Below are 26616 nucleotides of genomic sequence, written 5' to 3'. Positions count from 1 at the left end.
CTGCTACCATTCGCGCCTTTGTTTCATTGCCCTTCGAGACCTTCCATGACCACCGTTCGCACGCGTATCGCGCCATCGCCCACCGGCGATCCTCATGTCGGCACCGCCTACATCGCCCTGTTCAACTACTGCTTCGCCAAGCAGCACGGCGGTGAGTTCATCCTGCGTATCGAAGACACCGATCAACTGCGCTCGACTCGCGAGTCGGAACAGCAGATTTTCGACGCGTTGCGCTGGCTCGGCATCGAGTGGAACGAAGGCCCCGACGTGGGTGGCCCGCACGGCCCGTATCGGCAGAGCGAGCGCGGTGAGATCTATGCCCGCTACGCCAAGCAACTGGTCGATGCCGGGCATGCCTTCTACTGCTTCTGCACGGCCGAAGAGCTCGAGCAGATGCGTGCCGAACAGACGGCCCGTGGCGAAACCCCGCGCTATGACGGTCGCGCCCTGCAACTGAGCGAAGAAGACGTGCAACGCCGCCTTGCCGCAGGCGAGCCGCATGTGATCCGCATGAAAGTGCCCAGCGAAGGTGTGTGCGTGGTGCCGGACATGCTGCGTGGCGACGTGGAGATCCCTTGGGATCGCATGGACATGCAGGTGCTGATGAAGAACGACGGCCTGCCGACCTACTTCCTGGCCAACGTGGTCGACGACCACCTCATGGGCATCACCCATGTGCTGCGTGGCGAGGAATGGCTGCCTTCGGCGCCCAAGCTCATCAAGCTCTACGAGTACTTCGGTTGGGAGCAGCCCAAACTGTGCTACATGCCGCTGCTGCGCAATCCGGACAAGAGCAAACTGTCCAAACGCAAGAATCCAACGTCGGTGACCTTCTACGAGCGCATGGGCTTCATGCCCGAAGCCATGCTCAACTACCTGGGGCGTATGGGCTGGTCGATGCCCGACGAGCGTGAGAAGTTCTCGCTGGCCGAGATGGTCGAGCACTTCGACCTGTCCCGCGTTTCCTTGGGCGGGCCGATTTTCGATATCGAAAAGCTGTCGTGGCTCAACGGTCAGTGGCTGCGTGAGTTGCCGGTCGAGCAGTTTGCCGCGCGCTTGCAGAAGTGGGCCTTCAACAGCGACTACATGATGCAGATCGCTCCGCACGTGCAGGGTCGTGTGGAAACCTTCAGTCAGGTCGTGCCCCTGGGTGGCTTCTTCTTCGAAGGTGGCGTGAAGCCCGATGCCAGGCTGTTCGAAAGCAAGAAACTCAGTGCCGATCAGGTCCGCCAGGTCGTGCAACTGATTCTGTGGAAGCTCGAAGGCTTACGGCAGTGGGAGAAGGAGCGCATCACCGCCTGCATTCAGGCCGTAGTCGAGGCATTGTCGTTGAAGCTGCGCGATGCGATGCCGCTGATGTTCGCCGCCATCACTGGCCAAGCCAGTTCGGTCTCGGTGCTCGACGCCATGGAAATCCTTGGGCCGGACCTTACCCGTTATCGCCTGCGCCAGGCGTTGGACCTGCTGGGCGGCGTGTCCAAGAAAGAGAACAAGGAGTGGGAAAAGCTGCTGGCGACCATCGCCTGAAGGCATGCATGCAGGTGAGCTTTGTGCCCAACAGGCCGTGGTGAAAGCCGCGGTCTGCGCAGCCAAGGGCGTTCGCGCTAGGGCAGGGCGGTAAGTGACTGTTATCTGAGAAATTTTTTTTGATATTTTTCGAAAATAAGTTTGACAGGCTAGCGCTCTGAACTTAACATGCGCCCCGTCCACAGCGATGAACCACCATGAAGCGCCAGGCACCCAGCCAGCGGTTCGGTTGATCGAGACATTGTGGGGCTATAGCTCAGCTGGGAGAGCGCCTGCATGGCATGCAGGAGGTCAGCGGTTCGATCCCGCTTAGCTCCACCACATTCCGCTTCATGATTGAAACCATGAAGCAAGACCCGGTACAGCGCCTGGTCTTGAAGGTAAGAAGGTTCGTCCCCTTCGTCTAGTGGCCTAGGACACCGCCCTTTCACGGCGGTAACAGGGGTTCGAGTCCCCTAGGGGACGCCAGTTTTACACAAGCGATGGTCGTTTCGTCGCTGGGCCGAGAGGCTAGAAATCCGGGGCTATAGCTCAGCTGGGAGAGCGCCTGCATGGCATGCAGGAGGTCAGCGGTTCGATCCCGCTTAGCTCCACCAATTTTGCCAGGATGCGTTAGCGCGCATCTGCACGAAGGTTACAAGTCCCCTTCGTCTAGTGGCCTAGGACACCGCCCTTTCACGGCGGTAACAGGGGTTCGAGTCCCCTAGGGGACGCCACTTTTTCCCGCGTTTTGTGGGACTTAAAGGGGCTCACTCGCAGATTGAGTGAGTCTTTTGTTTTCGGGGCTATAGCTCAGCTGGGAGAGCGCCTGCATGGCATGCAGGAGGTCAGCGGTTCGATCCCGCTTAGCTCCACCATTTCTGCCAGGATGCGTGAATACGCGTCTGCACGAAGGTTACAAGTCCCCTTCGTCTAGTGGCCTAGGACACCGCCCTTTCACGGCGGTAACAGGGGTTCGAGTCCCCTAGGGGACGCCATTTTCACTCGCGTTTTGCGAGACTTCAAAGGCTCATTCGCATATTGAATGGGCCTTTTGTTTTTTCCGGCATCCGGTCATGCCTCCGCCTTGGCTTGCGGTCTGCAACCCGAAGATACATCCGTTAAACTCGGTCGTTCACCTGATCGTCGGAGCCGCCATGAGCTGGGACTTGCCAACGCCATTCATCATCGAGCTGCGCATCGGCGCGGAAGACATCGACGGCCTCGGCCACGCCAACAATGCCGCTTACGTCACCTGGCTGGAGCGTTGCGCCTGGCGCCATTCCCAGCGTCTGGGTCTGGACCTGGTCGAATACCGTCGGCTGGATCGCGCCATGGCCGTGGTTCGCCACGAAATCGATTACTTGGCGGCCGGTTACGAAGACGACGAGCTGCAACTGGCGACCTGGATCGTCGAATGGGACCAGCGCTTACGCATGCAGAGACGCTTTCAGCTCAAACGGCCGCGTGATGGCGCTACGTTGCTGCGTGCGCAAACCACATTCGCCTGTATCGAGCTGTCCACCGGCAAGCCCAAGCGCATGCCGAAAGAATTCATCGAAGGCTACGGGCCGGCCATGGCCAGTGCTTGAACGACTGCCCTGCGCGGTCGTCTTTTCCCCGAGAGTCGTTTATGCAAATTGCCTTGGCCCCCATGGAGGGGCTGGTCGACAACATCCTACGCGACGTGCTGACGCGAGTCGGGGGTGTCGACTGGTGCGTCACCGAATTCATCCGCATCAGCGATCGTCTGCTGCCGGCATCTTCGTTCCACAAGCTGGCGCCCGAACTGCGCAACGGCGCGCAGACGGCGGCAGGGGTGCCCATGCGCGTGCAACTACTCGGCTCCGATCCCCTTTGCCTGGCCGATAATGCCGCCTTGGCCTGCGAGCTGGGTGCACCGGTGATCGACCTGAACTTCGGTTGCCCGGCCAAGACGGTGAACAAATCGCGCGGTGGCGCCGTGCTGCTCAAAGAGCCCGAACTGCTGCATGCCATCGTCCGTGAGGTGCGCCGCGCCGTCCCTTCGCACATACCCGTCACGGCCAAGATGCGCTTGGGCTTCGAGACGCCGGACGGCGCCTTGGAGTGCGCCACGGCATTGGCGGAGGGCGGGGCGCAGCACCTGGTGGTGCATGCCCGTACCAAGGTCCAGGGCTACAAGCCGCCTGCGCATTGGGAGTGGGTAGCGCGGGTGCAGGACGTGGTCCGGGTGCCTGTGTTCGCCAATGGCGAAATCTGGACCGTCGAAGATTGGCAGCGCTGTCGCGAGGTCAGTGGCGCAGAGCACATCATGCTGGGCCGTGGCCTGGTGTCGCGTCCGGACCTTGCCCTGCAGATCGCTGCAGCCCGCAGCGGGCAGGCTTACGAACCGCTGCAATGGACCGCCTTGCTGCCACTGCTGCAGTGCTTCTGGAAGCAGGCCCAGGACAAATTGTCGCCACGCTATGCGCCAGGCCGGTTGAAGCAATGGTTGGCCATGCTGACGCGCAGCTACCCCGAAGCGGTGGTGCTGTTCGCGCAGGTACGGCGCAGCGACGACTGCCAGGCCATCACCCAGCTGTTGGATCTGCCTATCACTTCCAAGCACCACGACGATATGCATGTGGCCTGAGGGCAAGCGAAAAAATTTTCAGCACACGCCTTGAAAGCGGTTTGTCGGCCCCTATCTATTTGAGTACGCGATGCCGAAGTCGGGTCGCGCAGTGACTTTACTTGCTGAATCTCAGGAGTTTATGACCATGACTACCGCTTTCTCTCTCGCTCCCCTGTTCCGCCATTCCGTTGGCTTCGACCGCTTCAACGACCTGTTCGAATCGGCCGCCCGTAATGAGTCGGGCAGCAGCTACCCACCCTACAACGTGGAACGCCACGGTGACGATCAATACCGCATCGTCATTGCTGCGGCAGGTTTTCTCGAAGAAGACCTGGACCTGCAAGTGGAAAAGGGTGTGCTTACGGTAACCGGCAGCAAGCGCGACGCGGGCGCCAATGAGGTGACCTACCTGCACCAAGGCATCGCACAACGCGCCTTCAAACTGTCGTTCCGCCTGGCCGACCACATCGAGGTCAAGGCCGCAGGCCTGGCCAACGGCTTGCTCAATATCGAGCTGCTGCGCCTGGTACCGGAAGAAGCCAAGGCCAAGCGCATCCCGATCAATGGTGAGGCCAACGTGCTGAACTGATCCGGTAGAGCGCTTCCCGGTAGCACGCTGCAAGAAAGGGCACCTTCGGGTGCCCTTTTTCATTGCCGCTAGTACCTCGTCTGTTCGAGCAAGGCGCGGAATCGCTCGAGCGGCAGCGGTCGGCTGTGCAGGTAGCCTTGGTAACAGTGACAGCCCAAACGCTCGAGGAAGGCCAGTTGCTCGGGCTGTTCCACGCCTTCGGCAATGACTGCCAAGCCCAGGCTGTGCGCCATGGCCACGATGGCCCGGACGATCTCGGCGTCGTTGGGGTCGGTGGTTGCGTCGCGTACGAAGGTCTGATCGATCTTCAAGGCATCGACGGGCAAGCGCTTGAGGTAAGTGAGCGAGGAGTAGCCGGTGCCGAAATCGTCCATCGCAAAGCCCACGCCCTGGCGTTTGAGTTCATGCATCTTGCCGATGGTGTCCTCCAGATTGCGGATGACGATGCCCTCGGTGATCTCCAATGTGAGTACGCGAGGGGGCAAACGATACGCCGCGAGGCTGCGCAACACGCGCTCGACGAAGTCGCTTTGGCGGAATTGCCGCGGACTGATGTTCACGCACAGGCTGAACGTCTGCGCATCGACCAGGCCGCCTTCGACCAGAGCGGCGCAGGCCGCGCAGGCCTGATCGAGAATCCAGTGGCCCACCTCGACGATCAGCCCGCTCTCTTCGAGCACCTGAATGAACTGCCCCGGCGATTGCTGGCCCAGTTGCGGGTGATGCCAGCGCAGCAGCACTTCAGCACCGATGATGCGCTGTACGCGCGCATCGACCTGGGGCTGGTAGTGCAGCGCCAGCTCATCCCGGGCCAACGCCGCGCGCAGTTCGTTTTCCATGCGCAAGCGCTCGCTGGCGGCCTTTTGCATGGTGTCGTGGAAGAGCTGCGTCGTGTTGCGCCCGAAATCCTTGGCGCGATAGAGGGCGATGTCCGCGCGTTTGAGCAGGTCGGCAGGCGTCGTGCCATGGTCGGGTATCAGCGCCACACCGATGCTGGGCGTCACCTGCAAGCACTGGCCTTCGAGCGACATTGGCTCGGCGAGCAGGCCCCTCAAGGTGTCAGCCAACTCTCGGACGGTGCGCTCGACCGTCTCGCGGCAGCCTTGCAGTCCGCTGATCAGCACCACAAACTCGTCGCCGCCCAGGCGTGCGACCGTGTCGTGCTGGCGCACACTGGCTTCCAGGCGAGCGGTGATGATCTTGAGCACTGCATCGCCCACCGGGTGGCCCAGGGAATCGTTGATGTGCTTGAAGTGGTCGAGGTCGAGAAACAGCAGGGCGCCTCTCAGGTCGCGCTGGCGCAACCAGGCGATCTGCTGGCTGAGGCGATCCATCAGCAGGGCGCGGTTGGGGAGGTTGGTCAAAGGGTCGTGGTAGGCGAGGTGACGGATCTGCGCCTGGGCCGCGCGCAGCAGGCTGACGTCGCGTGCGGTCAGCAACAGGCATTCGACGTCGTTGAGCGTGATCGGCTCCACCGACACTTCCACGTTGAGGATGTCGCCGCGTTTGCTGCGCGCCAGCATTTCCCGATTGAGCGCCCGGCCCTTGGTTCTCACTTCGGAGATCAACCCAGCACGCTGCTCGTCATCGGCCCAGATACCCAGGTCGCGCGCAGTGCGACCGAGCACTTCGTAGGCGCTATAGCCGGTCAGGCGGCAGAATCCGTCGTTGATCTCGACGTAGCGGCCCGTGGCGAATTCGGTGATGGTGATGGCGTCAGGGCTGGAGTGGAAGGCCTTGGCGAACTTTTCTTCACTGGCCTTGAGCGCTGCCTCGGCGCGCTGCTGTTGAGTGATGTCGCGTAGGGTGGTCACACGGCAGGGTTGGTCGCCAACACGGATCGAGCGGCTGGAAATCACGCAGGTCAGCGCAGCGCCATCGCGGTGATGTACCTGCACGGCGACGTTGTCCAGCTTCTCGCCCAGCAGCGCTCGCTCGCGGTGCTCGATGCGCTGCGCCGCACCCACCCATAGATCGAGTTGTTCGCAGGTACGGCCGATCACCTGGTCGGCGTGCCAGCCGAACGTCTGGGTGAAGGCCGGGTTGATTTCGACGAACTGGCCCGTGTCTTGGCGAGTGACGCAGATCGGATCGGGACTGACCAGGAACAGGCTGGCGAATTTTTCCTCCGAAGCGCTAAGGCGCTGCTCGCGCTCCACCTGTTCGGTGATGTCGAGCAGGGTGCCGGCCATGCGCAGCGGCTGGCCCTGGTCGTCGCGATACAGCCGCGCGCGGCTTTCGATGTAGCGCGACGCGCCTTGCGGGAGTTGCACGCGGTAAGTGATCTGGTAATTGCCGGCCGGCCCCTCGCGCAGGCTGCGGTAGGCCTTGCGCATGTCCGTGCGCTCAGGCTCGGATACGCCTTCGAAAAACGCTTCGAACGATTCGTGGAACGCCACCGGCTCGAGCCCGTGCAACTGCGCCGCACGGGCCGAGCCATAGAGCAGGCCGCTGGGAATGTGCCAATCCCAGGTGCCCAATTGCGCCGAGTCCAGTGCCAGGTCGAGCCGTTCCTGGCTGTCCAGCAAAGCCTGTTCGCCGCGCTTGCGTTCGCTAGTGTCGACGAAGGTGCTGATCAGGTGCGTGACGCCTTCGAGTTCGATGCTCTGGGTCGAGAGAATGCCATCGTGGACTTGCCCGTCCATGGCTCGGAACTGCACCTCGAGGGTCACCGGGCCACTGTTGTCGCGCGTGGCTTCCAGTACTTGCAAGCGGTGCCGCAGGTCCACCCACAGCCCCACCTCCAACGTGGTCCTGCCGATGACATGGGCGCTCGGCCAGCCCAGGGTGTGTTCAAAGTGCTGGTTGACTTCGAAGATCATGCCGTCGTGGCGGCGGCTGAGCAGGATGACGTCCGGACTAAGCTGGAACAGCGTAGCGAAGCGCTTTTCCGAATTCATCAGCGCGGTTTCGCGTTCGCGCTGGCGGGTGACTTCGCGCACCACGCCAATCATCTGCCGCCGCCCGTTGTCGTCCAGCGTCAGGCTGCCGCTGATTTCCAGCCAGTGCAGGCTGCCGTCGGGCCAGCGGATGCGGTGGCGCATGGCCTGGCGCACCGGCTGGCCGTCGAGCACGGCCTGGAACGCCTGGCGGGTGCGCTCGCGGTCTTCTTCGGGCAGCAGGTCGAGGTAGTCGAGGTCGTGGGGCAGCGCGCATTGCGGATCGAAGCCGAACAGCGCATGGGTGCCGCGCGACCAGCTTACGCGGCCGCTGTCGATGTCCCACAGCCAGGCGCCCAGGTGCGCGCCGTTGAGCGCGGCGAGCAATTGCGGAGCGTTCTGCCAGGCTTGCTCCGAGGCCTGTGGGTCGATGGCGGGGATGCGCGGCAGGCGCACGAGGTGATCGGTGGAGTTGGGCATCGGTAGCAGACCTTGGCCGAGCGGCGTCCCTGGCGGTGAATGGCGTTCTGGCAGAAGTTCAGGCCACGTCGGCAGAGCTGTCGAGCAGCGCCATGAAGGCTTTGGCCGCGTTGGATAGCGTTCGTTCGGTGTGCTGGATATAGCCCAGACGCCGCGACAACTGCACACCGTCCAAGGCGATGGAGGCGACCTGCTCGTCGAGCATGGTGCGGGGCAACACGCTCCAGGCCAGGCCGATCGAAACCATCATCTTGATGGTTTCCAGGTAATTGGTGCTCATGGCGATGTTCGGCGCCAAACCCTGGCTTTCGAACAGGCGCTGCACGATGTGGTGGGTGAAGGTATTGCCACCGGGAAATACCGCCGAATGCGCCGCGACCTCGGCCAGTGTGACCCCTCTGCCGCGCGCCAGCGGATGCTCGGGCGCGGCGACGAAATCCAGGGCATCGGTCCAGACCGGTACGGCACGCACCAGTGGGTGTGGCTCGGGGGCCAGGGTGATGACGGCGACTTCGGCGCGACCATGGAGAATTTCATCGTAGGCCGCTTCCGAATCCATGAACTGAATGTCCAGTGCCACTTCCGGGTACTGGCGGGTGAACGTACGCAACAGCGGGGGCAGACGATGCAGGCCGATGTGATGGCTGGTGGCGAGGGTCAGGCGGCCCCCGACTTCGCCGGTCAGATTGGTCAGTGCGCGTCGTGTATCGTCGAGCACATTGAGAATCTGATAGGCCCGCGGCAGCAGCGCACGGCCGGCCTCGGTCAGGTTCACCTCGCGGCCCAGGCGGTCGAACAGGCGCACGTCGAGCTGCTGCTCGAGGCCGGCGATACGTTTGCTGATCGCCGGCTGGGTGAGGTGCAGGCGCTCGCCGGCCCCGGAAAAACTGCTGCACTCGGCAACGGCGATGAAGGCGCTGAGGTTGGCCAAGTCCATGGAAATCGGAATTCCTAACGGTTATGCAAAGTATGAAAAATATGAATTTGAGTTATTCAATGTAACCCCATAGCATTCGCCCATACAAGCCAAGTGGTCTTTGGCATAGAAAGACGCTGATGAGGAACAGTCCGATGGCTGGCAAAACGCTCTACGACAAGCTCTGGGAAGCACATGAGGTCAAGCGCCGTGACGATGGTTCGTCGCTGATCTACATCGATCGCCACATCATCCATGAAGTGACTTCGCCCCAGGCCTTCGAGGGCCTGCGTCTGGCCAAGCGCCAACCCTGGCGCATCGATACCAACATCGCCACTCCCGACCACAACGTGCCGACCACGCCAGAGCGCAAGGGCGGTATCGCCGCCATCGCCGACCAGGTCTCGCGTCTGCAAGTGCAGACCCTCGACGAGAACTGCGACGAATATGGCATCGTCGAATTCAAGATGAACGACGAGCGCCAGGGCATCGTCCACGTCATCAGCCCCGAGCAGGGCGCCACCTTGCCGGGCATGACCGTGGTCTGCGGCGACTCGCACACCTCCACCCATGGCGCCTTCGGCGCGCTGGCCCACGGTATCGGCACCTCCGAAGTGGAGCACGTGCTGGCCACCCAGTGCCTGGTGGCCAAAAAAATGAAGAACATGCTGGTACGTGTCGAAGGCCAGTTGCCGGGCGGCGTCACCGCCAAGGACATCGTGCTCGCCGTGATCGGCGAAATCGGCACGGCGGGCGGCAACGGTCACGCCATGGAGTTCGCCGGCAGCGCCATCCGCGATCTGTCGATGGAAGGGCGCATGACCATCTGCAACATGTCGATCGAAGCCGGTGCCCGGGTTGGGTTGGTCGCCGTCGACGACACCACCGTCGATTACGTCGAAGGCCGCCCGTATGCGCCCAAGGGCGAGCAGTGGCCGTTGGCCATCGCCGCCTGGAAGGGTCTGGTATCCGACGCCGACGCCGTGTTCGACACCGTGGTCGAATTGGATGCCACGCAGATCAAGCCGCAGGTCAGCTGGGGCACCTCGCCGGAGATGGTCCTGGCCGTCGACCAGCGCGTGCCGGACCCTGCCGCCGAGCCTGACCTGGTCAAGCGTGGCTCCATCGAACGCGCGCTGCGCTACATGGGCCTGAGCGCTAACCAGGCGATCACCGACATCAAGCTCGACCGCGTGTTCATCGGCTCGTGCACCAACTCGCGCATCGAAGACCTGCGCGCCGCTGCGGCCATCGCCAAGGGGCGCAAAGTGGCCGCCAACGTCAAGCAGGCGCTGGTGGTGCCAGGTTCGGGCCTGGTCAAGGCCCAGGCCGAGCGCGAAGGGCTGGACAAGATCTTCGTCGAAGCGGGCTTCGAATGGCGTGAGCCGGGCTGCTCGATGTGCCTGGCGATGAACCCGGACCGCCTGGAAAGTGGCGAGCATTGCGCGTCCACCTCCAACCGCAACTTCGAAGGTCGGCAGGGCGCCGGTGGCCGTACCCACCTGGTCAGCCCGGCGATGGCCGCCGCTGCGGCCGTGACCGGCCACTTCATCGATGTCCGCGAGTTGATCCAAGGGAGCGCAGCATGAAAGCCTTTACCCAGCACACCGGTTTGGTCGCGCCATTGGATCGCGCCAACGTCGACACCGACCAGATCATCCCCAAGCAGTTTCTCAAGTCGATCAAACGCACCGGCTTCGGTCCGAACCTGTTCGACGAATGGCGCTATCTGGACGTGGGGCAGCCTTATCAGGACAACAGCAAGCGTCCGCTGAACACCGAGTTCGTCCTCAACCACGCACGTTACCAAGGCGCCAGCGTCTTGCTCGCGCGCGAGAACTTCGGCTGTGGCTCGAGCCGCGAGCACGCGCCCTGGGCGCTGGACGAATACGGCTTCCGCAGCGTGATCGCGCCGAGCTTCGCCGACATCTTCTACAACAACAGCTTCAAGAACGGCCTGTTGCCGATCATTCTCAGTGACGAGGAGGTCGATGAGCTGTTCAAGCAAGTCGAGGCCTCTCCTGGCTATCAATTGGTGGTCGACTTGCAGGCGCAGGCCGTAACCCGTCCCGATGGCAAGGTGCTGCATTTCGAGATCGACGCCTTCCGCAAGCACTGCCTGCTCAACGGCCTCGACGACATCGGCCTGACCTTGCAGGACAGCGAATCGATCAAGGCTTTCGAGCGCGAACACCGCGCCAGCCAGCCTTGGCTGTTCCGCGACGCGTGAGGGCTCCAAGGCTACCGGTGCGTGCGTGATGCCGCACTGCGGCCTGCACACAGCGCCATATCCTGCCCAACCACCCCGTGCGTTGGGCGCAGCGCTACTGCACTATCAGTAGATCGACGGCGAGCGTCGGTTCGGCTCTGAGAGCTGACGGCGTCGACCGCACTAGACTTTCCCGGCGCGGCCACCTGTGCCGCTCCGATCCAAGGCATAGAGGAACGCATGAGCAAGCAGATTCTGATTCTCCCAGGTGATGGCATCGGTCCGGAAATCATGGCCGAGGCCGTCAAGGTGCTGGACGTCGCCAACGACAAGTTCGAACTGGGCTTCTCCCTCGAGCACGATGTCATCGGTGGCGCGGCCATCGACAAGCACGGCGTGCCGCTGGCCGACGAAACCCTGGAGCGGGCGCGTCGCGCCGATGCGGTGTTGCTGGGCGCGGTCGGTGGGCCGAAATGGGACAAGATCGAGCGCGACATCCGCCCTGAACGTGGTCTGCTGAAGATCCGCGCGCAGCTCGGTCTGTTCGCCAACCTGCGCCCGGCGATCCTCTATCCGCAACTGGCCGACGCGTCGTCGCTCAAGCCCGAGATCGTTTCGGGGCTCGACATCCTCATCGTGCGCGAGCTCACCGGCGGCATCTACTTCGGCGCGCCGCGCGGCCAGCGCGAGCTCGAAGGCGGGGAGCGCCAGGCCTACGACACCTTGCCGTACAGTGAAAGCGAGATCCGCCGCATCGCCCGTGTCGGCTTCGACATGGCGCGCGTACGCGGCAAGAAGCTCTGCTCGGTCGACAAGGCCAACGTCCTGGCTTCCAGCCAATTGTGGCGAGAAGTGGTGGAGGAGGTGGCCAAGGACTATCCGGACGTCGAGCTCAGCCACATGTACGTGGACAACGCCGCCATGCAACTGGTGCGCGCGCCCAAGCAGTTCGACGTAATGGTCACCGACAACATGTTCGGCGACATCCTTTCCGATGAAGCCTCAATGCTCACCGGCTCCATCGGCATGCTGCCCTCGGCCTCGCTCGACGCCCACAACAAGGGCATGTACGAACCCTGCCACGGTTCGGCGCCGGACATCGCCGGTCAGGGCATCGCCAACCCGCTGGCGACCATCCTGTCGGTGTCGATGATGCTGCGCTACAGCTTCGACCAGGCCCAGGCCGCCGACGCCATCGAGCAGGCCGTCAGCCAGGTACTGGACCAGGGTCTGCGTACCGGCGACATCTTCTCCAAGGGCAGCCGCAAGGTCGGTACCCGAGAAATGGGCGATGCAGTAGTCGCGGCCCTGCGGAATCTGTAATCTCTCTGGCCCGCCACCTCTTCCCTGTCGGTGGCGGCCCACTTTTAGCAAAGGTGTAGTTGCGATGAAACGTGTTGGTCTGATCGGTTGGCGTGGAATGGTCGGTTCCGTGCTCATGCAGCGGATGCTCGAAGAACAGGATTTCGATCTGATCGAACCGGTCTTCTTCACCACTTCCAACGTGGGTGGCCAAAGCCCCAATGTCGGCAAGGAAACCGCCCCGCTCAAGGATGCCTATAGCATTGATGAGCTCAAGACCCTCGACGTCATTCTGACCTGCCAGGGCGGCGACTACACTAACGAAGTGTTCCCCAAGCTGCGCGAGGCGGGCTGGCAGGGTTACTGGATCGATGCTGCCTCGTCGCTGCGCATGCAGGACGACGCGGTGATCGTGCTCGATCCGGTCAACCGCAAGGTCATCGACCACCAACTCGACATCGGCACCAAGAACTACATCGGTGGCAACTGCACCGTCAGCCTGATGCTGATGGGCCTGGGCGGCCTGTTCGAGGCAGGGCTGGTCGAGTGGATGACCGCCATGACCTACCAGGCGGCCTCCGGCGCCGGTGCGCAGAACATGCGTGAGCTGATCCTGCAGATGGGCTCGACCCACGCCACGGTCGCCGACGACCTGGCCAACCCGGCCAGTGCCATCCTCGACATCGACCGCAAGGTCGCCGAAGCGATGCGCAGCGATGCCTATCCAACGGAAAACTTCGGTGTGCCGCTCGCCGGCAGCCTGATCCCCTGGATTGACAAAGAGCTGCCCAACGGCCAGAGCCGTGAGGAATGGAAAGCCCAGGCCGAAACCAACAAGATCCTGGGTCGTTTCAAGAACCCGATTCCGGTGGACGGGATCTGTGTGCGCATCGGCGCCATGCGTTGCCACAGCCAGGCCCTGACCATCAAGCTGAACAAGGACGTGCCGCTGGCCGATATCGAAGGCATGATCAGCCAGCACAACCCCTGGGTGAAGCTGGTGCCCAACCACCGCGACATCAGCATGCAGGAGCTGTCGCCGACTCAGGTCACCGGCACGCTGAACGTCCCGGTAGGGCGCTTGCGCAAACTGAACATGGGTTCGCACTACCTGGGTGCCTTCACCGTGGGCGACCAACTGCTGTGGGGTGCGGCCGAGCCGCTGCGGCGCATGCTGCGTATCCTGCTGGAGCGTTGATCGAAGCGCCTAGCATCGTAGAGAAAGCCCGCTCCGGCCAGTGCCAGAGCGGGTTTTTTTCTTTATGGCCGGTGCCGGGCTGCGCCAGAGGATAGGGGCCTTGCCTTGGCTAGGTTCGGCCAATGCGGGTACAGTGCCGGTCCCGTTTCGCCAGAGGCCATGCCTGCATGAACCCCGCTTTCAACATTGCCGTCGTCGGCGCCACCGGCAGCGTCGGTGAAACCCTTGTACAGATTCTCGAAGAGCTGGCCTTTCCGGTCGCGACGTTGCATCTGTTGGCCAGCATGGAATCGGCCGGCAGCAGCGTGATGTTCGCTGGCAAGAAGCTGCGCGTGCGCGAGGTCGATAGTTTCGATTTCAGTCAAGTGCGCCTGGTGTTCTTCGCCGCTGGCGCGGCCGTGAGCCATAGCTTCGCCGAAAAGGCCCGGCAAGCGGGTTGCGCGGTCATCGACCTGTCCGGCGCGTTGGCCGGTGCCGTGCCGCTGGTGCCCGAAGCCAATGCCCAAGTGCTGGAGGGGTTGCCGCAGCCGGCCTGGATCACCAGCCCGAGCGCCGCCGCCGTGGCCCTGGCAGTGGCGTTGGCGCCGCTCAAGCGGCAACTGGACATCGAGCGTGTGCAGGTCACTGCGTGCGTGGCGGTGTCGGCCCAGGGCCGCGAGGCGGTCAACGAGCTGGCGCGGCAAACGGCCGAGCTGCTCAATGCTCGTCCATTGGAGCCGCAGTTCTTCGATCGGCAAGTGGCCTTCAACCTGTTGCCGCGCGTCGGCACCGAAGACGGGCAGGGCCATACCGTGCTCGAGCGGCGCTTGGTGAGTGAGCTGCGCGTGCTGCTCGGCCTGCCATCGCTGAAGATCTCGGTCACCTGCATTCAAGTCCCGGTGTTCTTCGGCGATAGCTACAGTGTCAGCGTGCAGAGTCGCCAACCGGTCGATTTGCCTGCCGTGCTCGCCGAACTCGACGGCGCGGCCAGCATCGAACGGGTCGAGGCCGATGACTATCCCACGCCGGTCGGCGACGCGGTGGGCCAGGATGTGGTCTATGTTGGACGGGTCCGTCTGGGCATCGATGAGCCGGAGCAGCTCAACCTCTGGCTGACCACGGACAATGTACGCAAAGGTGCGGCACTGAACGCTGTGCAAGTTGCCCAATTGTTGCTTAAACACATGCTGTAAAAGATACTGGATCGCTATTTTGCTTCGAAGCCGCGCGGGTTTCGGGACGATTCTTACAAGGACTGGGTCATGCTTCGATTTCGCAAACGGTTACTCGCCATCGCGGCAGCTTCGGCATTGTCGTCGGGTGCGGCCAACGCCCTGGTACTGGGTGAGTTGACCCTGAACTCGGCGCAGAACCAGCCGCTGGACGCTGAGATCGAGTTGCTCGACGTGCGCGATACCACCGCCGCCGAAATCGTCCCGACCCTGGCGCCGCCCGAAGACTTCAACAAAGCCGGCGTGGCCTACCCCGATTACTTGCAGAATCTGGTATTCACGCCGGTCATCACGCCCAACGGCCGCAGCATCGTGCGAGTGACTTCAACCCAGCCGCTGCCAGCGCCGGTGGTACGTTTCCTGGTTCAGGTCATGTGGCCCCAGGGCCGCTTGCTGCGCGACTACAACCTGCCGCTGAACCGTCCGGTCGCCGAACGGCCCAAGGCTGACGCCGCCATCGCGCCGGCGCAGAGCCAGGCAGCCAATTACACCACCAAGCGCCGTGACACCTTGTGGCAGATCGCCGCGCGCAACAGCAACGGCGGCTCGATCCAGCAGGCCATGGTGGCCATCCAGGCGCTGAACCCCGACGCGTTCATCGGCAACAACATCAACCAGCTCAAGACCGGCCAGGTGTTGCGCCTGCCCGACCGGCAGCAGATCCAGAGCATTCCGCAAAACGAGGCGGTGGCCGAAGTGGCCGAGCAGTACGCCGCGTGGCGCGAAGGCCGGCGTCTGGGGCCGCGTGCGCGGCAGTTGGACGCCACCCGTCGCGGCGAGGCCCAGGCGACGCCAGAGCGCATCGCCCAAGGCGACAACCTGCGCCTGGTCTCACCGGGCAACCAGCCAGGCAGCGCCAGCACCGAAGCGCTCAGCGACCAATTGGCCGTGGCGCAGGAAAGCCTCGACACCAGCCGCCGGGACAACGAAGAACTCAAAAGCCGCATGGGCGATCTGCAGAGCCAGCTGGACAAGCTGGAAAAGCTGATCGCGCTGAAGAATGATCAGCTGGCGCGGCTCGAAGCGCAGGGCGCTGCGCCGGCGACCGACCCTGCCCAGGCCACGGTGCAAGCACAGGCTACGGCACCCGGCCAGGTGGCGCCGGTGGTGGCCGATCCAGCGCCGATCGCGCCGGTGGTCGAACCCGCCCCGGCTGCGGTCGATACCACGCCCGATGCCGAACAACACACCACCGCGGACGAGGAGTCGGCCCGTGGCGACACACTCGACGAATTGCTTGGCAACCCGTTGTTGCTCGGGCTGATCGCAGGTTCGCTATTCCTGGTGCTGCTGTTGCTGGTGCTGTTGCTGCTGCGTAAACGCAAGGCCGACCAGGAAGCCGAAAAGCACCTGCGCATGGCCCGTGCCTTAGAAGAGGAAGGGCCGCGCGACCCCGATTTCGACATGCCGCTGGACGACGATGCGCTGCACGCTCCTACCGTCACGCTGTCGCCGGCCGTGGTGGCGGCATCGGCTGCCGCTGCGTCGGCCGATGCCGCGCCTGGCGCCGAACCGGACCCAGTGGGCCAGACCATCGCCCAGGCACGTCAGCACCTCAGGGCCGGTCAGCTCAACCAGGCTGCGCAGTTGCTCGAGCCTCTGGTGCAGTACTATCCGCGGCGCAGCGAAGCGCGCTTGGTGTTGATGGAGGTCTACGCCCGGCAAGGCGATCAGGACGCGTTCTCGGGTCAGGAGCAACTGCTGCCCAAAGACGGACGCCACCGCGCCGAGGTCGACGACCTGAAAGCGCGTTACCCGGCCATGTTGGCACTGGCGACGGGCTTGAGCGCAGCGGCCCTGGCGGCCGAAATGGACCAGCAGTACGTTCAGCAACTGCTCCATGAGCAAACCGAGGCAGCAGCGGCTCAGGCGCCTGTCGCGGCGGCTCGAGCCACTGCCGAGCCGGGCCAGGACGCAGCGCGGAATTCGAATGCCACAGACAGCCCAACACTAGGCGATGACTTCGACCTGAACCTGGACAAGCCTGCAACCTCCGCTAGCAGTGCCACGGCGGTAGACACCCGCCTGGATGAGGTCGAGCCGATCGCCGACTTCGGGCCGGCGCTGGGCGCGGCGGCCGAGCCTGTTGCCGCGAAGGCCGACGCGCAAGCCGATGACGATTTCGAAACCTTGTTGGCCCAGGCGCAACTCGAAGCCCTGGCGCCCGTCGCCGATAAGGAGCCACGCGCCGATGATCCGCTGGCCCTGGACGATTTTGCCGATTTCGACCTGAGCGATACCGATTCGGCCGATCTGGCCAATGCTTCGCCCGAGGCACAAACACCGGCTGCCAGCACCGAGCCAGTTGCCGACCTGTCCGACGATTTCGATCTGTCGCTGTCGCTGGACGACGATTCGCCAGCGGCGCGCAACTTCGCTTCGGAGGTCGACGACGTCAATGCCGAGTTGGACAAGCTGTCCCAGGACCTCGAGTCGCCGCCGCTGGACACGGGCGCCGTACAAGCGGCCGATCCGGTCGACGACCTCGACTTCGATTTCTTCTCCGGCACCGACGAAGTGACCACCAAGCTTGACCTGGCCCGTGCCTACGTCGACATGGGTGACCATCAGGGCGCGCGCGACATCCTCGACGAAGTGGTCAAGGACGGTGACGAAGGGCAGCGCAAGGAGGCCCAAGAGCTGCTCGCTCGCCTGGTCTGATCGGCTCAGCCGATGCCGGTGGGCCTGCACGTGGGCATCGGCGTTGTCCCCGATCTGGCCGGCAAGCGTTTCCCTTGTGCGTGTCGCTGATATAATCCGGGGCTCGTTCGATCCACAGGTCTGGTTTTCTTGAACAACTTCGACAATGACGCGGCCGAATCAGCCGCCGAAGGTATGACCCGCATCGCCCTGGGCGTGGAATACAAAGGCTCGCGCTACCGCGGCTGGCAACGTCAGGCCAGCGGCGTCGCCAGCGTGCAGCAAGCGCTGGAAAAGGCGCTGTCAAAGGTGGCCGACGAACCGATCAGCGTCTCGTGCGCCGGGCGTACCGATGCCGGTGTGCATGGCTGCGGGCAGGTCGTGCATTTCGATACCCGAGCCGTGCGCGACGAGCGCGCCTGGACCATGGGCACCAATTTCAACCTGCCCCATGACATCAGCGTCAGCTGGGCACAGGCGATGCCTGCCGATTTCCATGCCCGCTTTAAGGCGACCGCACGGCGCTATCGGTATGTCATCTACAATGACCCCATCCGCCCGGCGCACCTGGCCGAAGAGGTCACCTGGAATCATCGCCCGCTGGATGTGCAGCGCATGGCCGAAGCGGCCGAGCACCTGCTGGGCACTCACGATTTCAGCGCTTTTCGCGCCAGCCAGTGCCAGGCCAAATCCCCGATCAAACACATCCACCACCTGCGCGTCACCCGCCATGAGCGCATGATCGTGCTCGACGTGCGCGCCACGGCGTTCCTGCACCACATGGTGCGCAACATCGCCGGCGTGTTGATGACCATCGGTGCGGGCGAGCGACCCGTGACATGGGCACGCGAAGTGCTGGAAGGACGCGATCGGCGTCACGGCGGCGTGACTGCGCATCCCTATGGGTTGTATCTGGTGCAGGTGGAGTATCCCGAACAGTACGCATTGCCGCAGCGTTACATCGGTCCACACTTTTTGACCGGCTACGAAACCTTGGTTGACTGACGGGGCGGTCTCGCTTTGTTAATATCCGCCCCCTCATTTGCCAAGGGTTCGCAGCATATGAACAACGTTCGCAGCAAGATCTGTGGGATCACTCGAGTGGAAGATGCGCTGGCCGCGGCGCGCGCCGGTGCCGACGCCATCGGTCTGGTGTTCTATGCCAAGAGCCCACGGGCGGTGAACGTTCAACAGGCGCGGGCCATCGTTCAGGCGTTGCCGCCCTTCGTGACCACGGTCGGTCTGTTCGTCGACGCCTCGCGCTGTGAGGTGGGCGAAATCCTCGATGCGGTCCCGCTCGACCTGTTGCAGTTCCATGGCGACGAGACCCCAGCGCAATGCGAAGGCCATGGTCGTCCATGGATGAAGGCATTGCGGGTACGTCCAGGCGACGATCTTGAGGCCGCGTGCCAGCAGTACGCCGGCGCCAGCGCTTTGTTGCTCGATGCCTACGTGGCTGGGGTGCCGGGCGGCACCGGACAGTCCTTCGACTGGTCGTTGATTCCGGCCCGGTTGAGCAAACCGGTGGTCCTGGCGGGCGGCCTGTCGCCTGACAACGTCGCTGAGGCCATCGCCCGGGTCAAACCCTGGGCGGTCGACGTCAGCGGTGGGGTGGAGCAGGCCAAGGGCATCAAGGATGCGCAGAAGATCGACGCGTTCCTGCGTGCAGTGCGCGGGGCGTGAGCGCGAATGTGACGGGGCGCGTGGCGTCATCGTCCATAGCATTCGCGGCCGTGGGCGGCCTGACGATGTTCGGCGCCCCGGCACGGCACGTGCGCGTGCCGGTCAATCTATTGAAGTGCAGTGGCCCTGAGCGGCTGCATGTTTGTCACGATGATTTTTGAGTTCAAGGGCGGCGCGGCCAGGCAACAGCGGGTCGCTGCCATCCACTACTGGAGAAACAAAGCATGAGCAACTGGTTGGTAGACAAACTGATCCCATCGATCATGCGTTCGGAGGTCAAGAAGAGTTCGGTACCCGAGGGGCTGTGGCACAAGTGCCCGTCCTGCGAAGCCGTGCTGTATCGTCCGGAGCTGGAAAAGACCCTCGACGTCTGCCCCAAGTGCAACCACCACATGCGCATCGGCGCACGCGCGCGCATCGATATCTTCCTCGACGCCGAGGGCCGTGCCGAGCTGGGTGCGGAGCTGGAGCCGGTAGACCGTCTGAAATTCCGTGACGGCAAGAAATACAAGGACCGCCTGACCGCCGCACAGAAGCAGACCGGCGAGCACGACGCGCTGATCTCCATGAGCGGCACGCTCATGGGCCTGCCAATCGTGGTCAGCGCCTTCGAATTCTCCTTCATGGGCGGTTCCATGGGCGCAGTGGTCGGTGAGCGCTTCGTGCGTGCAGCCAACTATGCCCTTGAGCACCGCTGCCCGATGGTCTGCTTCTCGGCCTCCGGCGGCGCGCGCATGCAGGAAGCCTTGATTTCCTTGATGCAGATGGCCAAGACCTCGGCCGCCCTGGCGCGTCTGCGCGAGGAAGGCATCCCGTTCATTTCCGTGCTGACCGACCCGGTCTACGGCGGCGTCTCGGCCTCCCTGGCAATGCTGGGCGACGTCATCGTCGGCGAACCCAAGGCGCTGATCGGTTTCGCCGGCCCGCGCGTGATCGAGCAGACCGTGCGTGAAAAGCTGCCCGAAGGCTTCCAACGTTCCGAATTCCTGCTGGAGCACGGCGCCATCGACCTGATCATCTCGCGCCAGGAGCTGCGTCCACGCCTGGCCCGCCTGCTGGCACAGATGACCGGCCAGGAAACGCCCGAGCAAGCACGGGAAGTGGCTGCGGTCGCGTGATGAACCCTAACACCCTGGGCGAATGGCTCGCCTACCTCGAACAGCTGCACCCTTCGGCCATCGACATGGGGCTGGAGCGCTCGCGGCAAGTGCTGGAGCGTTTGCAGCTGGGCCCTTTGGCGTCGCGTGTGGTGACGGTCACCGGCACCAACGGCAAAGGCTCGACCTGCGCGTTCATCGCCGCCTTGCTCAAGGCCCAGGGGCTGCGTGTCGGCGTCTATAGCTCGCCGCACCTGCTGCGTTACAACGAACGGGTGCGGATCGACGAGTCGGATGTCGACGACGCGCAGTTGTGCCAGGCCTTCGCCGCGGTCGAAGCGGCGCGGGGCGACATCACGCTGACCTATTTCGAGATGGGTACGCTCGCAGCGTTCTGGCTGTTCAGCCGTTCGTCTCTGGACGCGGTGGTGTTGGAGGTCGGGCTCGGCGGTCGGCTGGATGCGGTCAACCTGGTCGATGCCGATCTGGCGGTCGTCACCAGTATCGGTGTCGACCACATCGAGTACTTGGGCGACAGTCGCGATTCGGTGGCTTTCGAGAAGGCCGGCGTCATGCGTCGCGGCAAGCCCGCGTTGTGCGGTGACCTCGATCCGCCCCAGCCGCTGCTGGACAAGGCCGGTGAATTGGCGTGCCCACTGTCGTTGCGCGGTCGCGACTTCGACCTGAACATCGATGGGCAGCAGTGGCATTGGCGCGGTCTGAATGCAGAAGGCCAGCCTCTGGCGCTACGCGATCTGCCACTGCTCGATCTGCCGATGGATAACGCCGCGTTGGCGTTGCAAGCCTATGCTCTGATGAGTCTGCCGTGGCAGCCCGAGCGCATTGCCCAGGCATTGCGTGGAACTGGGGTGGTGGGTCGTCTAGACCGGCGCGTCGTGCGTTATCAGGGCAAGTCGGTGGAGGTGCTGCTCGATGTGGGTCACAACCCGCATGCGGCGCATTACCTGGCCGCGCGCCTGGCGCAACGACCAGTGCTCGGCAAGCGTCGCGCGGTGTTTGGCCTGTTGGCCGACAAAGATCTGGTCGGGGTCGTCGAACCGCTGTTGAGCCAGGTCGACGAATGGGCTGTGACGCCCTTGCTCACGCCGCGCAGCCGTCCGGCTGCGGAGCTTGCCGATGCCTTGACGAACCTTGGCGCGGCGGTGAAGTCTTACCCCAGCGTCGACGCTGCTCTGAACGAGCAGTGCGCGCTGGCAACCGCGGACGACCAGATTCTGCTGTTCGGATCGTTCTTCTGTGTTGCCCAGGCGCTCGAATGGCTCGAGCGGCAGGTTCCGGAGAAGGAGTAGATGACAGTGCTGGATAAAGGGGTCAAGCAGCGCATCGTCGGTGCGCTGGTGCTGGTGGCGCTGGCGGTGGTGTTCCTGCCGATGCTGTTCACCCGGCAGGACGAGGTGCGCCAGGTCCATGTCGAGGCGCCCCAGGCGCCGGCTGCGCCGAATGTGGCCGACGTGCAGGTGGAGCAGGTGGCGGTGCCCGAGCCGCAGGCATTGCCTGAGAGGACGATGCAAGCGCCGGTCGTGGTCAATGAGTCGAACGCGCCGGTGACCACCCCACGTCAGCCGATCACGCCCTCGCCGCAGGTCCAGTCGCAGGCGCCCGTCGCCAAGGCTGCGCCGACGCCCGAGCCCGCCCGCCAGGCGAGCGCTCAGCCTGCGGCGAAAGCGGAGGTGGCGCCCAAGGTCGATGCCAATGGCCTGCCGACGAGTTGGTCTATCCAGTTGGCGAGCCTGTCCAGTCGTCCGGGGGCCGACAAGCTGCAGGCCACTTTGCGCAGTCAGGGCTACAACGCCTACATCCGCAGCGCTGATGGTCTGAATCGGGTGTTCGTAGGGCCGGTGATCGAACGTGCCGAAGCCGAGCGGCTGCGCGACGTGATCAACCGCCAGCACAGCCTCAAGGGCTTGATCGTACGTTTCCAGCCCGAACGCGGCTGATTCGCGACGGTACGCCGCCGGTCGTCCAGCCTGTCTGGGCCACCGGCGGTCCTGCCTGCCGTCGACTGACTTTCCGCTTACTCCCAGCTTCCTGCTCTGGTAAAATGCGCCGCCTCAAACCTCTGCAGGCAGCAATGTGGCATTTTCCTGGGTCGACTGGGCGATCATCGCGATCATCGCCGTTTCCTCACTGATCAGTCTCAAGCGTGGCTTCGTCAAAGAGGCGCTGTCGCTGCTCATCTGGATCGTGGCCGGGGCAGTAGCCTGGATGTTCGGCGGGTCGCTGTCGCATTACCTCGAAGGCTACATTCAAACGCCTTCGGCGCGTGTCATCGCAGGGTGTACCCTTTTGTTCGTCGCCACTTTATTGGTGGGGGCGATGCTCAATTTCCTCATCGGTGAGCTGATTCGCGTCACCGGCCTGTCGGGCACCGACAGATTTCTCGGCATGGCATTCGGCGCCGCGCGTGGCGCGCTGCTGGTAGTGGTCACGGTGGGCCTGCTTAGTCTAGGTCCCGTGCAGCAGGATTCGTGGTGGCAGGAGTCTCGCCTGATACCGCAGTTCTTGCTGATCGCCGACTGGTCGAAGAACCTGATTCTGGGCTTCACCGGTCAGTGGATGTCCAATGGAGTCAGCGCTCCGGCTGATCTTCCGTTCAAGGAACAATTGCTCGGGCCGCTCAAGCCCTGAACAGGTTCCATCAAGTTTTATCAAAGTAGGGGTCGCGTCGCATGTGTGGCATCACCGGTATCGTCGGTAAGTCGAACGTCAATCAGGCGCTGTATGACGCGCTTACGGTCCTCCAGCACCGCGGCCAGGATGCTGCCGGTATCGTGACCAGCCATGGTGGCCGGTTATTCCTGCGCAAGGACAATGGCCTGGTGCGCGATGTGTTCCAGCAGCGCCACATGCAGCGCCTTGTCGGCCACATGGGCATCGGCCACGTGCGCTATCCCACCGCCGGCAGCTCGACCTCGGCCGAGGCGCAGCCGTTCTACGTCAACTCGCCGTACGGCATCACCCTGGCGCACAATGGCAATCTGACCAACGTCGAGCAATTGGCCAAAGAGATCTACGAGTCCGATCTTCGCCACGTCAACACCAGTTCGGACTCCGAAGTGCTGTTGAACGTGTTCGCCCACGAACTGGCGGTGCGCGGCAAGCTGCAGCCTACCGAAGAAGACGTGTTCGCGGCGGTCTCGCACGTGCACAGCCGCTGCGTAGGCGGCTACGCGGTGGTGGCCATGATCACCGGCTACGGCATCGTCGGCTTCCGTGACCCTAACGGCATTCGTCCCGTGGTGTTCGGCCAGCGCCATACCGACGAAGGCGTGGAGTACATGATCGCCTCCGAAAGCGTGGCCCTCGACGTGCTCGGTTTCACATTGATCCGCGACCTGGCACCGGGCGAAGCGGTGTACATCACCGAAGAAGGCCAGCTCTACACGCACCAGTGCGCGACCAGCGCCCAGCTCAAGCCATGCATCTTCGAACACGTCTACCTGGCCCGCCCCGACTCGATCATGGATGGCGTCTCGGTGTACAAGGCGCGCCTGCGCATGGGCGAGAAGCTGGCCGACAAGATCCGTCGCGAGCGCCCCGAGCACGACATCGACGTGGTCATCCCGATTCCGGACACCAGCCGCACCGCCGCCCTGGAGCTGGCTAACCACCTTGGCGTGAAGTTCCGCGAAGGTTTCGTCAAGAACCGCTACATCGGCCGTACCTTCATCATGCCCGGCCAGGCGGCACGCAAGAAATCGGTGCGCCAGAAGCTCAACGCCATCGAACTGGAATTCCGTGGCAAGAACGTGATGCTGGTGGACGATTCCATCGTACGTGGCACCACCTGCAAGCAGATCATCCAGATGGCCCGCGAAGCCGGTGCCAAGAACGTGTACTTCTGCTCGGCAGCCCCTGCCGTGCGCTACCCCAACGTCTACGGCATCGACATGCCGAGTGTCCATGAGCTGATCGCGCACAACCGTACCACCGAGCAGGTGGCCCAGCTGATCGGCGCAGACTGGCTGGTCTATCAGGACCTGCCCGACCTGATCGAAGCCGTCGGTGGCGGCAAGATCAAGATCGAGCACTTCGACTGTGCGGTATTCGACGGCAAGTACGTGACCGGCGATGTCGACGAGGCCTATCTGGATCGTATCGAGCAGGCGCGCAACGACATGGCCAAGGTGCAGAACCAGGCCGTCAGCGCCATCATCGACCTTTACAACAACTGATTTGGGAGCGACGGCATGACGGATCAATGGGATGCCGGGCGACTGGACAGCGACCTGGAGGGTGTCGGTTTCGACACCCTCGCGGTTCGCGCCGGGCAGCAGCGCACACCCGAGGGCGAGCACAGCGAAGCGCTGTTCCTGACCTCGAGCTATGTATTCCGCACCGCAGCCGATGCGGCGGCACGCTTTGCCGGTGAAACACCGGGCAACGTCTACTCGCGCTATACCAACCCCACCGTGCGGGCGTTCGAAGAACGCCTGGCAGCCATGGAAGGGGCCGAGCAGGCCGTAGGCACCTCCACGGGGATGGCGGCGATCCTGGCGATCGTCATGTCCCAGTGCAGCGCCGGCGACCATGTGCTGGTCTCGCAAAGCGTGTTCGGCTCGACCATCAGCCTGTTCGAAAAGTACTTCAAACGCTTCGGCGTGCAGGTGGACTACGTGCCGTTGGCCGACCTCGCCGGCTGGCAGGCCGCACTCAAGGCCAACACGCGCCTGCTGCTGGTCGAGTCGCCTTCGAACCCACTGGCCGAAGTGGTGGACATTCCGGCGCTGGCCGACATCGCCCATGCGGGCGGCGCGCTACTGGTAGTGGACAACTGCTTCAGTACCCCGGCGTTGCAGCAGCCGCTCAAGCTGGGTGCCGACATCGTGTTCCATTCGGCGACCAAGTTCATCGATGGTCAGGGGCGTTGCATGGGTGGCGCGGTCGCGGGGCGCCGTGAGCAGATGAAGGAAGTCGTAGGCTTCCTGCGCACTGCCGGGCCGACCTTGAGCCCGTTCAACGCCTGGATCTTTACCAAAGGCTTGGAAACCTTGCGGCTGCGCATGCGTGCGCATTGCGAGAGCGCCCAGGCGCTGGCGCAGTGGTTGGAGCAGCAGGATGGCATCGAGCGCGTGCACTACGCAGGCCTTCCCAGCCATCCGCAGCATGAGCTGGCCAAGCGGCAGATGAGCGGCTTCGGCGCGGTGGTCAGTTTCGAAGTCAAGGGCGGCAAAGAGGCAGCCTGGCGCTTCATCGACGCGACCCGGGTGATCTCGATCACCACCAATCTCGGCGATAGCAAGACCACCATCGCCCATCCCGCCACCACCTCCCACGGTCGCTTGTCGCCCCAAGAGCGTGAGGCAGCCGGCATTCGCGACAACCTGATCCGTGTCGCCGTCGGCCTGGAAGACCTCGTCGACCTGCAGGCGGATCTGGCGCGGGGGCTGGCCGCACTGTGATGGACTGGCAAAAAGCGCAGCCCGGCCTCAATGGTCGGGTCGCTTTGGTCACCGGTGCCGCACGTGGTATCGGCCTGGGCATCGCTGCGTGGCTGATCTGCGAAGGCTGGCAGGTGGTGCTCGGCGACCTGGACCGCAAGCGCGGCTCCAAGGTCGCCAAAGCCCTGGGCGACAACGCTTGGTTCATCACGCTGGACGTGGCGGAGGAGGCGCAGGTGAGGGGAGCGGTGTCCGAGGTGCTCGGCCAGTTCGGTCGCCTCGATGCCCTGATCTGCAATGCGGCGGTGGCCAATCCGGACAACGGGCCGCTCGAAACCCTGTCACTGGCGAAATGGAATCGCACACTGGCGATCAACCTCACCGGTCCTCTGTTGCTGGCCAAGCACTGCGCGCCTTACTTGCGTGCGCACGGCGGTGCGATCGTCAACATCGCCTCCACCCGCGCGCGACAGTCCGAGCCCGACACTGAGGCCTATGCGGCCAGCAAGGGCGGGCTCGTGGCGCTGACCCATGCTCTGGCCGTGAGCCTGGGGCCGGACATTCGCGTCAACGCCGTCAGCCCCGGCTGGATCGATGCGCGCGATCCTTCGGAACGTCGCGCCGAACCGCTCAGCGATGAGGACCACGCGCAACATCCGAGCGGCAGGGTAGGGACGGTGGAAGATGTGGCGGCGCTAGTCGCGTGGCTGCTGTCGCGCCAGTCGGGTTTCGTGACCGGGCAGGAGTTCGTGGTCGATGGCGGCATGACGCGCAAGATGATCTATCGCTGATCGTTGTCGGCGTGCAACGACGGCGCCATGTGCCCCGTTGCGTTTTTAAGGTGGGTAGGCAAGGTTCTTAGCCTGCGTAGGCAGGCAGCGCCACCTAAGGATTTTGAAAAAAATCCA

General features: G+C 63.6%; 21 protein-coding genes and 6 tRNA genes. 25 read left to right on the top strand and 2 right to left on the bottom strand.

Going from position 1 to position 26616, the window contains the following annotated elements:
- Nucleotides 1-45: 45 nt before the first annotated feature.
- The 10 genes from gltX to ACSMEV_RS17095 all read left to right on the top strand — a co-directional run bounded on the left by gltX (nt 46) and on the right by ACSMEV_RS17095 (nt 4691).
- Nucleotides 46-1527 (top strand): glutamate--tRNA ligase, encoded by a 1482-nt coding sequence (gene gltX, locus ACSMEV_RS17140; RefSeq protein WP_459206205.1) that lies wholly within the window; start codon nt 46-48, stop codon nt 1525-1527.
- 245 nt (nt 1528-1772) lie between these two features.
- Nucleotides 1773-1848: transfer RNA gene (locus ACSMEV_RS17135), tRNA-Ala, on the top strand.
- A gap of 71 nt (nt 1849-1919) precedes the next feature.
- Nucleotides 1920-1995, top strand: a tRNA-Glu gene (locus tag ACSMEV_RS17130).
- A gap of 52 nt (nt 1996-2047) precedes the next feature.
- Nucleotides 2048-2123 (top strand) — tRNA-Ala (locus ACSMEV_RS17125).
- A 44-nt stretch (nt 2124-2167) separates the two neighbouring features.
- Nucleotides 2168-2243: transfer RNA gene (locus ACSMEV_RS17120), tRNA-Glu, on the top strand.
- A 65-nt stretch (nt 2244-2308) separates the two neighbouring features.
- A tRNA-Ala gene (locus tag ACSMEV_RS17115) sits at nt 2309-2384 on the top strand.
- 44 nt (nt 2385-2428) lie between these two features.
- A tRNA-Glu gene (locus tag ACSMEV_RS17110) sits at nt 2429-2504 on the top strand.
- A gap of 159 nt (nt 2505-2663) precedes the next feature.
- Nucleotides 2664-3098: an acyl-CoA thioesterase gene (locus ACSMEV_RS17105; protein ID WP_459206204.1), complete on the top strand. Its 435-nt coding sequence runs from the start codon at nt 2664-2666 to the stop codon at nt 3096-3098.
- Nucleotides 3099-3139: 41 nt separating this feature from the next.
- On the top strand, nt 3140-4120 hold the full coding sequence (locus ACSMEV_RS17100) for a tRNA dihydrouridine synthase (RefSeq protein ID WP_459206203.1): 981 nt from the start codon (nt 3140-3142) through the stop codon (nt 4118-4120).
- 127 nt (nt 4121-4247) lie between these two features.
- Nucleotides 4248-4691, top strand: coding sequence for an Hsp20 family protein (locus ACSMEV_RS17095; RefSeq protein ID WP_296268738.1), 444 nt, complete (start codon nt 4248-4250; stop codon nt 4689-4691).
- 68 nt (nt 4692-4759) lie between these two features.
- On the opposite strand, the gene ACSMEV_RS17090 is transcribed toward ACSMEV_RS17095, so the two are convergent.
- Nucleotides 4760-8050 (bottom strand): sensor domain-containing protein, encoded by a 3291-nt coding sequence (locus tag ACSMEV_RS17090; protein WP_459206202.1) that lies wholly within the window; start codon nt 8048-8050, stop codon nt 4760-4762.
- Between the two features lie 58 nt (nt 8051-8108).
- Complete coding sequence (locus ACSMEV_RS17085) at nt 8109-8987, bottom strand: LysR family transcriptional regulator (RefSeq protein ID WP_459206201.1); 879 nt, start codon at nt 8985-8987, stop codon at nt 8109-8111.
- 134 nt (nt 8988-9121) lie between these two features.
- On the opposite strand from ACSMEV_RS17085, the gene leuC reads away from it, so the two are divergent.
- From leuC to ACSMEV_RS17010, 15 genes are all read left to right on the top strand, one after another.
- Nucleotides 9122-10555, top strand: coding sequence for a 3-isopropylmalate dehydratase large subunit (leuC, locus tag ACSMEV_RS17080; protein ID WP_459206200.1), 1434 nt, complete (start codon nt 9122-9124; stop codon nt 10553-10555).
- Nucleotides 10552-11196, top strand: coding sequence for a 3-isopropylmalate dehydratase small subunit (gene leuD / locus ACSMEV_RS17075; RefSeq protein ID WP_459206199.1), 645 nt, complete (start codon nt 10552-10554; stop codon nt 11194-11196). The genes leuC and leuD overlap by 4 nt, the downstream gene beginning before the upstream one ends.
- Nucleotides 11197-11415: 219 nt before the next feature.
- A complete protein-coding gene (gene leuB, locus ACSMEV_RS17070; RefSeq protein ID WP_459206198.1) occupies nt 11416-12498 on the top strand; it encodes a 3-isopropylmalate dehydrogenase in 1083 nt (360 codons plus the stop codon).
- 64 nt (nt 12499-12562) lie between these two features.
- A complete protein-coding gene (asd, locus tag ACSMEV_RS17065; protein WP_459206197.1) occupies nt 12563-13675 on the top strand; it encodes an aspartate-semialdehyde dehydrogenase in 1113 nt (370 codons plus the stop codon).
- 167 nt (nt 13676-13842) lie between these two features.
- Nucleotides 13843-14847, top strand: coding sequence for an aspartate-semialdehyde dehydrogenase (locus ACSMEV_RS17060; RefSeq protein ID WP_459206196.1), 1005 nt, complete (start codon nt 13843-13845; stop codon nt 14845-14847).
- A 69-nt stretch (nt 14848-14916) separates the two neighbouring features.
- Nucleotides 14917-17547 carry a FimV/HubP family polar landmark protein gene (locus ACSMEV_RS17055; protein ID WP_459206195.1) on the top strand — a complete coding sequence of 877 codons (2631 nt, stop codon included), beginning with the start codon at nt 14917-14919 and terminating at the stop codon, nt 17545-17547.
- Between the two features lie 174 nt (nt 17548-17721).
- Nucleotides 17722-18531 (top strand): tRNA pseudouridine(38-40) synthase TruA, encoded by an 810-nt coding sequence (truA, locus tag ACSMEV_RS17050; protein ID WP_459208375.1) that lies wholly within the window; start codon nt 17722-17724, stop codon nt 18529-18531.
- A gap of 57 nt (nt 18532-18588) precedes the next feature.
- Nucleotides 18589-19209 carry a phosphoribosylanthranilate isomerase gene (locus tag ACSMEV_RS17045; RefSeq protein ID WP_314494593.1) on the top strand — a complete coding sequence of 207 codons (621 nt, stop codon included), beginning with the start codon at nt 18589-18591 and terminating at the stop codon, nt 19207-19209.
- A gap of 224 nt (nt 19210-19433) precedes the next feature.
- Nucleotides 19434-20327 (top strand): acetyl-CoA carboxylase, carboxyltransferase subunit beta, encoded by an 894-nt coding sequence (gene accD, locus ACSMEV_RS17040; protein ID WP_313741179.1) that lies wholly within the window; start codon nt 19434-19436, stop codon nt 20325-20327.
- Nucleotides 20327-21616 (top strand): bifunctional tetrahydrofolate synthase/dihydrofolate synthase, encoded by a 1290-nt coding sequence (gene folC, locus ACSMEV_RS17035; RefSeq protein WP_459206194.1) that lies wholly within the window; start codon nt 20327-20329, stop codon nt 21614-21616. The genes accD and folC overlap by 1 nt, the downstream gene beginning before the upstream one ends.
- Entirely contained in the window at nt 21617-22264 is a 648-nt protein-coding gene (locus ACSMEV_RS17030; RefSeq protein WP_459206193.1) for an SPOR domain-containing protein, read from the top strand. It abuts the gene before it with no gap.
- Between the two features lie 136 nt (nt 22265-22400).
- Nucleotides 22401-22955, top strand: a complete 555-nt coding sequence (locus ACSMEV_RS17025; RefSeq protein ID WP_459206192.1) for a CvpA family protein — start codon at nt 22401-22403, stop codon at nt 22953-22955.
- Nucleotides 22956-22996: 41 nt separating this feature from the next.
- On the top strand, nt 22997-24502 hold the full coding sequence (gene purF, locus ACSMEV_RS17020; protein ID WP_313741175.1) for an amidophosphoribosyltransferase: 1506 nt from the start codon (nt 22997-22999) through the stop codon (nt 24500-24502).
- 15 nt (nt 24503-24517) lie between these two features.
- Nucleotides 24518-25729: an O-succinylhomoserine sulfhydrylase gene (locus tag ACSMEV_RS17015; RefSeq protein ID WP_459206191.1), complete on the top strand. Its 1212-nt coding sequence runs from the start codon at nt 24518-24520 to the stop codon at nt 25727-25729.
- Complete coding sequence (locus ACSMEV_RS17010) at nt 25729-26499, top strand: SDR family oxidoreductase (RefSeq protein WP_459206190.1); 771 nt, start codon at nt 25729-25731, stop codon at nt 26497-26499. The genes ACSMEV_RS17015 and ACSMEV_RS17010 overlap by 1 nt, the downstream gene beginning before the upstream one ends.
- Nucleotides 26500-26616 lie beyond the last annotated feature (117 nt).

It is taken from the genome of Pseudomonas sp. MLB6B (assembly GCF_054508135.1).
The sequence above is the reverse complement of the archived record's forward strand: the minus strand, read 5'-3'. Positions and strand labels throughout refer to the sequence as shown.

Coding starts and splice junctions, on each gene's coding strand:
- gltX (WP_459206205.1), top strand. CDS start 46: ATGACCACCGTTCGCACGCGTATCGCGCCATCGCCCACCGGCGATCCT.
- ACSMEV_RS17105 (WP_459206204.1), top strand. CDS start 2,664: ATGAGCTGGGACTTGCCAACGCCATTCATCATCGAGCTGCGCATCGGC.
- ACSMEV_RS17100 (WP_459206203.1), top strand. CDS start 3,140: ATGCAAATTGCCTTGGCCCCCATGGAGGGGCTGGTCGACAACATCCTA.
- ACSMEV_RS17095 (WP_296268738.1), top strand. CDS start 4,248: ATGACTACCGCTTTCTCTCTCGCTCCCCTGTTCCGCCATTCCGTTGGC.
- ACSMEV_RS17090 (WP_459206202.1), bottom strand. CDS start 8,050: ATGCCCAACTCCACCGATCACCTCGTGCGCCTGCCGCGCATCCCCGCC.
- ACSMEV_RS17085 (WP_459206201.1), bottom strand. CDS start 8,987: ATGGACTTGGCCAACCTCAGCGCCTTCATCGCCGTTGCCGAGTGCAGC.
- leuC (WP_459206200.1), top strand. CDS start 9,122: ATGGCTGGCAAAACGCTCTACGACAAGCTCTGGGAAGCACATGAGGTC.
- leuD (WP_459206199.1), top strand. CDS start 10,552: ATGAAAGCCTTTACCCAGCACACCGGTTTGGTCGCGCCATTGGATCGC.
- leuB (WP_459206198.1), top strand. CDS start 11,416: ATGAGCAAGCAGATTCTGATTCTCCCAGGTGATGGCATCGGTCCGGAA.
- asd (WP_459206197.1), top strand. CDS start 12,563: ATGAAACGTGTTGGTCTGATCGGTTGGCGTGGAATGGTCGGTTCCGTG.
- ACSMEV_RS17060 (WP_459206196.1), top strand. CDS start 13,843: ATGAACCCCGCTTTCAACATTGCCGTCGTCGGCGCCACCGGCAGCGTC.
- ACSMEV_RS17055 (WP_459206195.1), top strand. CDS start 14,917: ATGCTTCGATTTCGCAAACGGTTACTCGCCATCGCGGCAGCTTCGGCA.
- truA (WP_459208375.1), top strand. CDS start 17,722: ATGACCCGCATCGCCCTGGGCGTGGAATACAAAGGCTCGCGCTACCGC.
- ACSMEV_RS17045 (WP_314494593.1), top strand. CDS start 18,589: ATGAACAACGTTCGCAGCAAGATCTGTGGGATCACTCGAGTGGAAGAT.
- accD (WP_313741179.1), top strand. CDS start 19,434: ATGAGCAACTGGTTGGTAGACAAACTGATCCCATCGATCATGCGTTCG.
- folC (WP_459206194.1), top strand. CDS start 20,327: ATGAACCCTAACACCCTGGGCGAATGGCTCGCCTACCTCGAACAGCTG.
- ACSMEV_RS17030 (WP_459206193.1), top strand. CDS start 21,617: ATGACAGTGCTGGATAAAGGGGTCAAGCAGCGCATCGTCGGTGCGCTG.
- purF (WP_313741175.1), top strand. CDS start 22,997: ATGTGTGGCATCACCGGTATCGTCGGTAAGTCGAACGTCAATCAGGCG.
- ACSMEV_RS17015 (WP_459206191.1), top strand. CDS start 24,518: ATGACGGATCAATGGGATGCCGGGCGACTGGACAGCGACCTGGAGGGT.
- ACSMEV_RS17010 (WP_459206190.1), top strand. CDS start 25,729: ATGGACTGGCAAAAAGCGCAGCCCGGCCTCAATGGTCGGGTCGCTTTG.